The organism is Christiangramia qingdaonensis, from assembly GCF_048381525.1.
Lineage (GTDB): Bacteria > Bacteroidota > Bacteroidia > Flavobacteriales > Flavobacteriaceae > Christiangramia.
Genome location: NZ_JBLWIM010000012.1, coordinates 852990 through 861812 on the forward strand (window position 1 = coordinate 852990; position 8823 = coordinate 861812).

The 8823-nt window shown below is 38.0% G+C and carries 7 protein-coding genes and 1 pseudogene; all 8 read left to right on the plus strand.

The genetic code is table 11. The features are described 5' to 3' along the window. Nucleotides 1–238: 238 nt before the first annotated feature. Nucleotides 239–556, plus strand: a complete 318-nt coding sequence (locus ACNI3T_RS08925) for a DUF6660 family protein (protein WP_170106619.1) — start codon at nt 239–241, stop codon at nt 554–556. Between the two features lie 126 nt (nt 557–682). After that, a complete protein-coding gene (locus ACNI3T_RS08930; protein ID WP_418227500.1) occupies nt 683–5116 on the plus strand; it encodes a CusA/CzcA family heavy metal efflux RND transporter in 4434 nt (1477 codons plus the stop codon). A gap of 20 nt (nt 5117–5136) precedes the next feature. Then, nucleotides 5137–6360 carry an efflux RND transporter periplasmic adaptor subunit gene (locus tag ACNI3T_RS08935; protein ID WP_245889644.1) on the plus strand — a complete coding sequence of 408 codons (1224 nt, stop codon included), beginning with the start codon at nt 5137–5139 and terminating at the stop codon, nt 6358–6360. Nucleotides 6361–6461: 101 nt separating this feature from the next. Further along, nucleotides 6462–6818 carry a P-II family nitrogen regulator gene (locus ACNI3T_RS08940; RefSeq protein ID WP_026934555.1) on the plus strand — a complete coding sequence of 119 codons (357 nt, stop codon included), beginning with the start codon at nt 6462–6464 and terminating at the stop codon, nt 6816–6818. After that, nucleotides 6811–7227 carry a Fur family transcriptional regulator gene (locus ACNI3T_RS08945; protein WP_026934554.1) on the plus strand — a complete coding sequence of 139 codons (417 nt, stop codon included), beginning with the start codon at nt 6811–6813 and terminating at the stop codon, nt 7225–7227. Before ACNI3T_RS08940 ends, ACNI3T_RS08945 begins: the two co-directional genes overlap by 8 nt. A 77-nt stretch (nt 7228–7304) precedes the next feature. Further along, entirely contained in the window at nt 7305–7937 is a 633-nt protein-coding gene (locus tag ACNI3T_RS08950) for a cation efflux transmembrane domain-containing protein (protein ID WP_108170460.1), read from the plus strand. A gap of 15 nt (nt 7938–7952) precedes the next feature. Then, on the plus strand, nt 7953–8303 hold the full coding sequence (locus tag ACNI3T_RS08955; protein ID WP_108170459.1) for a SpoIIAA family protein: 351 nt from the start codon (nt 7953–7955) through the stop codon (nt 8301–8303). A 13-nt stretch (nt 8304–8316) separates the two neighbouring features. Beyond that, nucleotides 8317–8823: pseudogene (locus tag ACNI3T_RS08960) on the plus strand (heavy metal translocating P-type ATPase); the annotation flags it as partial.

The following is an 8823-nucleotide window of genomic DNA, read 5'->3' on the forward strand; positions in this document are numbered from 1 at the left end:
CAACAAGAAAAACCCTTAACTACTTGTAGTTGAGGGTTTTTTGTTTTAACAGGGGGTTAAATAGGGGGCGAAAATTATTATTATTTAATTATTCACGAATATTCATGACTAGTTTTCCCTGAATTTTCAATTGGTGTAGTAAGGACTCGTGGTTTCATCCATTTGAAATTTATATGGCTACAATATTTTTTGCACACCCTGTGCATGCCAATTTAATTATCTTTGTGATGTGAAAATAATGGCACTCATATTATCTCTTTACGTACTTGGGCTTAATTTATTAGCGTGTAATGATAATGATACTTCACAATTGACTTCTGATTCAGAAGTAACAGTAATTGTTAATCAGGATTTAGATTTCGACCATTCACATGAAAATGTAGTAGATTTATGCCCTCCATTTTGTAGTTGCCATTGCTGCCATGTTCACACAGTAGATTTTGGTTCCTCACACTTCGAGCCTTTAATTGTGGAAATTCCATCTAAAGCTTTTGCTCATTTTGACAGTTCAGCGGAAGAACCTATTCTTTCCTTTTTAGATCCTCCAAAAGTTTAATTCAGTTTTTTTAGAGGATAGTTATATCCTTTTTTTCAAAAGTCCCGGTTTTTCTGAAGACCAAGACGCTATCGATTTCTTCTACTTAGGGAATAACGAGATGTTTAACTGAATTAATTTTTTTATATGATCAATAGAATCATTTCATTTTCCATTAATAATAAATTTATTATTGGACTACTCACCTTAGCCCTTATAGGTACTGGTATTTGGTCCATGTCTACCGTTAACCTGGGATCGGTACCAGATATTACTAATAATCAGGTTCAGGTGATTACCCAGTCACCTAATCTTGCAACAGAAGATATTGAACAATTTGTAACCTATCCCGTAGAACTGTCGATGGGTAATTTACCTGGAGTTACAGAAATTCGCTCTATTTCACGCTTTGGACTTTCGGTAGTTACTATTGTTTTTAAAGATGATATGGGAACATACCTTCCTCGGCAACTGGTACAGGAAAAACTTAATGAATTGGGAGAAACCATTCCCGATAAATTTGGAAGTCCTGCTATGGGACCTATTTCAACCGGACTGGGTCAAATTTATGAATATACAATAAAACCAAAGGAGGGGTATGAAACCGAATATTCCCCCATGGATCTACGAACTATTCAGGACTGGATAGTCAAGCGACAGCTTACCTTATTGGAAGGTGTGGTGGAAGTAAACTCTTTTGGAGGCTCCATAAAACAATATGAGGTAGCAGTCAACCCGGAAAAATTAAACAGTATGGGTATAAGTATCTCTGAAGTTTATGAGGCACTGGCACGAAATAATGTGAATACCGGTGGGGCTTATATCGAGAAAAATAAAATGTCAAATTTTATCAGGGGTGAAGGCTTAATCCGTTCTCTGGAAGACATCAAGAAAATTGCAATTACTACAGAAAACGCAATCCCGATAACGATTGGTGATGTTGCAGAAAATGTTCAGTTTGGTAATCAGGTACGTTATGGAGCTTTTACCCAGGATGGGGAAGAAGCCGTTGGAGGAATTATCATGATGCTGAAAGGAGCTAATCCTAACGCGGTTATTCAGGATGTGAAAGATCGTATGGCTGAAGTTGAGAAGTCTCTACCTGAAGGTTTGACTATAGCACCAATCATTGATCGAAGTGAGTTGATAGCACGAACAACCGACACTGTTAAAACAAATTTACTGGAAGGTGCCTTAATTGTGATTTTTGCCTTAGTAATATTATTAGGTAGTCTAAGAGGCGGTCTTATAACTGCTACTACCATTCCATTATCACTTCTTTTTGCTTTTATATTGATGAAGCAATTCAATGTCTGGGCAAATTTAATGAGTTTGGGAGCAATCGACTTCGGAATTATTATAGACGGTGCAGTGATCATCATTGAGGGTACTGTATATGAAATACAAAAACGGATTAGATCTGGAAAAATAAAATTCAACCAGGCGAAAATGGATGAAGTAGCCTATGATGCTGGAAGTACGATGATGGGCTCTGCATTTTTTGGACAAATTATCATTCTTATCGTATTTACACCCATTCTTTTTCTTACCGGGGTAGAAGGTAAAATGTTTAAGCCGATGGCTTACACTTTCGGTTTTGCCATGATAGGTGCTATATTCTTGTGTCTTACCTATGTGCCTATGATGTCGGCTTTATTCATGAAACCAATTCAAAATAAAAAGAACTGGTTTGGAAAGTTTGAACGCTGGCTGGAAAAAATAAGTGACAAGATAATTGGCGGAATACAAAAGGTGTACATGCCTTTGTTGAAAGGAGCCTTAAAATTGAAGCTGATCGTTATTGGTTCTGCCGCTGTTTTACTTGTGATAGCCGGTTTTCTTTTTTCCCGAATGGGAGGAGAATTTGTGCCTCAACTTGATGAAGGAGATATCGCCATGCAGGCTCTAATAAGACCAGGTAGTTCACTAACAGAGTCTATTGAAGTTTCAAAAAAAATTGAAAATATACTTTTAGAAAACTTTCCTGAAATTAAAACGGTAACGGCCAGAATTGGAGTAGCTGACATTCCCACAGATCCCATGCCAATGGATATTGCCGATATGTACTTAATCCTTGAGAAGGACAAAGATAAATGGACAAGTTCTGAAACTAAAGAAGGGCTTATTGAACAGATTAAGGAAAAACTAAATGAAGATCTTACAGGTGTTAATCTAGTGTTTACTCAACCTGTAGAATTGAGATTTAATGAGTTATTAGAAGGGGTTAGAGAAGATATTGCGGTTAAGTTGTACGGTGAGGATTTAGAGGTATTGTCAGAAAAAGTGCAGGAAATGGCCAATATTATCCAAACTGTACCTGGAGCTGGTGATGTTAATGCTGAAAGAACCTCCGGTCTCCCACAAATGACAGTTAGATTTAACCGTGATAAAGTTGCCCAATATGGACTGGATATTCAGAAAGTCAATGATTATATAAGTACAGCATTTGCCGGAGGAACGGCAGGGGTCATTTTTGAAGGTGAAAAGCGATTCGATTTAGTTGTGAGATTTGATGAAGATCATAGAAAGAATATTGATGATTTGCGTGGTATGTATATCGATCTTCCAGACGGAACTCAGGTGCCTATAAAAGAAATAGCAGATATTGAGTATGTTCCGGGCCCTATGCAAATTTCAAGAGATGATACCTATAGAAGAACCTATGTAGGTGTAAATGCCCGGGGAAGGGATGTAGAGTCTGTGGTGAACGACATCCAGCAAAAATTAGATGAGGAATTAGAATTGCCACCAGGTTATTATATTACTTATGGAGGGGAGTTCGAAAACCTTCAGAGTGCCAAAGATCGATTAGTGATTGTGGTACCGATAGCCTTATTCCTGATTTTCGTGCTTCTATATTTTGCCTTAAAATCTTTTTCCCAATCTATCATGATCTATATGGCGATACCATTGGCTGCTATCGGAGGTGTATTTGCCCTTTGGATAAGAGGTATGCCATTTAGCATTTCAGCAGGTGTAGGCTTCATTGTACTGTTTGGTGTTGCAGTTTTGAACGGACTGGTACTAATAAACAGATTCAATTCTTTGAAAGAAGAGGGAGTAACCAGTATAAAAGATAGAATTTTTACAGGAACCAAAGAACGAATACGACCTATTATGTTAACAGCAACAACAGATATTTTCGGTTTTTTACCAATGGCATTCTCCACATCTGCCGGTGCAGAAGTTCAACAACCACTTGCTACAGTTGTAATAGGTGGTATGCTTACGGCTACCTTGCTTACGCTGGTTGTATTACCAGTGTTATATACCTTCGTAGAGAGAAGACGTGAGAAGAAGGAACAGAACAATCTAGGTTCTTCCAATACGCGATCTTTAGCTACGATTTTGATAATTGGTTTGATGTTAGGCGGAACCTTTTCCGTAAATGCACAATCTGATGCTGTTTCATCTGAATATCCACTACAGGATACTTTACAGACCATAAGTTTGAAAAAAGCCCGCGAAATAGCCATCAAAAACTTTCCTCAGCTAAAAGCTGCCCAGCTTGAAATTGAAAGCGAAGAAGTACTGCGTAAAACTGCCTATGATTTTGGGAATACCCAAATCTTTACAGGAAGAGAAGAGGTAGGAAATGGTTCTGATGGGATCTATACTCAAATTGGTGTTCAACAACAAGGCATAGATGTTTTTGGAATTGCCCCTCGGTTAAAATTGCAAAAAGAAAGGGTGGCACTTGCTGAAAATGCTTTAGAACTAAATACCTTAGAAGTGGAACGTGAAGTAAGCAGGGCCTGGGCTTCAGTTTATACAAGTAAAAAGAGGTATCGGGTATATAAGAAAATGGATTCAATTTTTGAAGACATTGAAAGAGCTGCACGAATCAGGTATGAAACAGAAGCTACCTCTAAACTGGAGTATCTTGCTACTTCAAATCAGGGGAATGAGGTGAAAATACAGTTAGAACAAGCTTATAGAGATTACCTGAGATCATTACAGCGTTTAAATTTATGGTTTGTTAGTGATACGATCTATGATGTGCCAGATTTACCTTCCCAAGCATTAGATGAACCTTTAAACTTTCTGATAGATTCGCTCAAATCGCATCCGGCTCTTGAAGTTTCAGGACAGAGAGTGAATGTTGCAAAAGCGGTTACCAGAGAACGAAAATCTGAATTTCTACCCAAATTTCAGGGTCAGTATGCCAGGCAGGAAATTAATGGACAATCGGGTTTCTTCCAATATCAAATCGGAATTCAAATTCCGTTATTCTTTGGACCTGAGTTAGGCCGTACTCAGGAAGCACAAGTAAATCGGAAGATTGCAGAGCAAAATTTTTACCAGGATAAACTCGAGCTCGAAACTGCCTATAAAAATATGCGAGAAGAATTCATAAAATGGAGAAACTCATGGAATTATTATAGGGATGAAGCGCTTCCCTTGGCTAAGGAGCAACAAGAAGGATCAGTATTGGCATTTAAGGAAGGTGCTATAGATTACGTAACCTTCCTTCAAAATATAAGAGATGCTATTAGAATCGAGGTAAACGCATGGAGTGCTTTTGATGATTATCTCGATAGTCGTTATCAGCTCGAATATTACCTCACAGAATCAAACTAAAACTAAGAAAGAAAAACGATATGAATAAAAGATCAATAAATATTCTAATGCTTGCCCTATCATTGAGTCTGTTCTTTGGGTGTAAAGAAAATTCTGAAACATCAGAAGCTGTTTCTCTAGAAACTGAAAATCCAACTATGAATGAAGACAAATCTCAAGGAGAAGAAGGTGGCATGCGTTCGGTTCATCTCTCAGAATTGAAATTTAATAGTCTGGGAATCAAAGTAGATACCTTACCTAAAAAAGCATTATCAGGAATAGTGGAAGCCAATGGGCAGTTGGAAGTGCCGCCGCAATATGAAGCTACGGTTACTGCCGTTTTAGGGGGGAATATTAATTCGATAAAAGTTATTGAAGGTGATAAGGTAAATAAAGGTCAGGTACTGGCGTATCTATCTCATCCCAATTTGACGAAAATACAAACGGAATATATTAACGCCTATAACCGTATGCAGTTTTTGGAAAAGGAATTTGAAAGACAGAAGCGATTATACGAGGCAGAAGTTGGTTCTGGAAAGTCATTTCAACAAACACAGGCAGATTTTCAGTCGGTAAAGGGAGAGGTAAGTGGTTACGAATCCCAGTTAAGACAGTTAAACTTGGGAGCCTCCCAGGTAAGAAATGGCACCCTGTATGAATATATCCCGGTAGTAAGCCCTATAGAAGGTTATATTGAAAAAGTAAAGGTGCAAATTGGCCAATATGTAGAACCACAAACCAGCATGTTCATGGTAGTTGATAATGAGCACGTTCATGCCGATCTAATGGTTTTTGAAAAAGATATTTATAAGGTTAAAGAAGGTCAAAAGATTTCTTTTACCCTGGAGTCAGTTCCCGGGAGCAATCTCACAGGAAAAATATATTCTGTAGGGAAGCAATTTGAACAAAATCCCAAAGCGGTGCATGTTCATGCAGAAATAGAAAACAAAGAAGATTATCTTATTCCGGGGATGTATATTAAAGGAAAAATTCGGACAGGAGAAGAAGCAGTGCCTGCTCTACCTGAAGAGGCAGTGATAGAAGAAGAGGGAAATCCTTACATCTTTACAGCTCAAAAACATCAGGAAGAAGGTAAAACAGAATGGGAATTAAAACCGATACAGGTAAGGACAGGGATAAATGAAGATGGATGGGTTGAAATTAAACTCCTGGAGCCACTTCCAGAAGGTACTTTAGTTGCTTATGATAATGCCTATTACCTGGTATCTGAAATGCAGAAAAGCCAAAATTCCCATGGTCATTAAATAGAATTTTAAAAATTTAGATGGATGGGCTCTCTGTAAAATGTTTGTCTTAATTAAAGTTCCAGAGGGTTCATCCTTAATAAAGAATTAATAAAACAGCGATGAAAGAAATAAAAGCATTTATAAAACCAAAACGGGTTCAAATAGTGATAGAATCCCTTAGCGAAAGCGGATTCAAAAGTATGACGCTGTCCCAGGGGGAAGGTACCGGGGCATTTAAAGCAAAAGGCGCGTCGCCTTCTTTGGATTTTCGTGTAACCGACAGCCCGGTGGTAAAGTTAGAATTGGTATGTCAAAATGAAGAAGCACAATCAGCAATCGATATTATACTTGAGAATGCAAAAACAACTGAACCCGGTGATGGAATTATTTATCTTTCAGATATTGAAGATGCCTTCCGAATAAAAACCGGAGAATCTTTGAATCGATCTGGATTAAATAATGATGGAAATGAGTGATATCGAAAAAAATTTAGAGGCACACGAAGTTCGGCCAACAGCCATGCGTATCCTGATCTATAAATTTATGGCCAAAAAAGACAGGGCCGTAACCCTTACCGAAATTGAAAATGCTTTTGGAAAAGCGGACCGGGCTACATTATCTCGAACAATACGCACATTTGAAACAAAGGACATTGTGCATCAAATAGATGATGGCACAGGCATACCAAAATATGCGCTCTGTGAAAGTGATTGTAATTGCGAAGTAGAACAGGACTTACATATCCACTTTCATTGCAATAATTGTGATGAAACTGTTTGTTTGACCGATCATAAGATTCCACATATTAACCTGCCAGAGGGATATATGGCAGAAAATGTAAACCTGGTAGTAAAGGGAATATGTGAGAAATGTAGTGGTGTTTAATTTTTGAAGGGGAAGGAAGCATTTAAAAAAAAGGTGAAAATGGAACTATATAGTATGGAGATTACCAAAATCAGCTTATGGAAACAAAAAGAAAAAACGATTTAAAAAAGGCAAGAACGCTTCAAATATGGAATGTCATTTATGATACCATTGAAGTAATAGTATCTCTAATTGCAGGAATAACTGCCAATAGTTCTGCTCTTATAGGATGGGCACTGGACAGTACAATAGAAGTGATAAGTGCGGCCACATTAGGCTGGCGGCTGCACGGCGAGCTCAAGGGCATTGACGAAGAAAAAGTCAAAAAACGCAAGAAGATCACGCTTTATGTAATTGCAGTATCATTTACGTTGGTCTGCATATTCATTTCTTATGATTCAATCACAAAACTCCTTAGTCAGGAAACTGCAAGTTGGAGTACCATGGGATTAATCATTTTAATTATTTCTCTAATCATCAATCCCATTCTTATCTATTTCAAAAGAAAATATGGACATAAGCTGGACAGCCCAGCTTTACTTGCCGATGCCAAAGATACCTTTATCTGCCTATACCAAACCGTAGTTGTTCTTGCCGGTTTACTATTGGTAAACTGGCTGGGCTGGTGGTGGGCAGATCCTGTCGCGGCACTGCTCATTGTACCTTATGCAGCAAAGGAAGGTTGGGAAGCCTATACCAAAGCAAGAGAAATCAAGTATAGTATCACTTAAAAGACAGAAATAACTATGATCCATATAACCAAAACGGAAAAAAGCAATTTGATATCCGCTACTATCAATGGTAAAATATCTAAGGAGGATATAGAGAAAATTCATCCCTTGATACATAATATTGTCGAAAATGGGGATAAGGTGGATTTCTTTTTTGAGCTGGTTGACTTTGAGGGCTATGATCTCAAGGGCATCTGGGCAGATTTAAAAGTTGATGCCGCCCATATTTCCGATTACGGAAAAATGGCTATTGTAGGTGAAAAAGAATGGCAGCAATGGGCGGCGAGAGCTACTGATGTTTTTACAAATTCGGAAGTTAAATATTTCGACCTTACCGAAAAGGAAGAGGCTAAAAGATGGATTTAAAACCAATAGGGATATGAAAAAATTACAACTCAAAATTCCGGTACTGCTACCTCAGGTGCCAAATGAAAAAGATACCTGTGTGCAAAGGCTCATTGAGGAATTAGAAGCCAAGGAAGGTCTTGATAAAGTGCATATAAAAGACGATCAGGAAGATACGGTGCCACAACTGTGTTTTCATTATGATCCCGACATTATTTCTATTGACCGCATTCAATCATTGGCAGAAAGAACCGGGGCTGAAATTACCGAGAAATATGGACATTTTCTTATAGAGGTTGAGGGGATTAGACATACCCGACATGCAAGAACTATAGAAAAGAGTCTGCTAAATACCAATGGTGTTTTGGAAGGTTCCGCCAATGCCGGAGGAATGATCCGTTTAGAATATGATAAACGAGAAACAAGTTTTGATGAGATAACTACAAAGCTTAAAAAAGAAAACCTACAAGTCAAGAAAAGTTCCTCTGGTCATGACAACGGCTTTAAATCTTCGGAAAAAACCTCTGATGAATTAAATAAA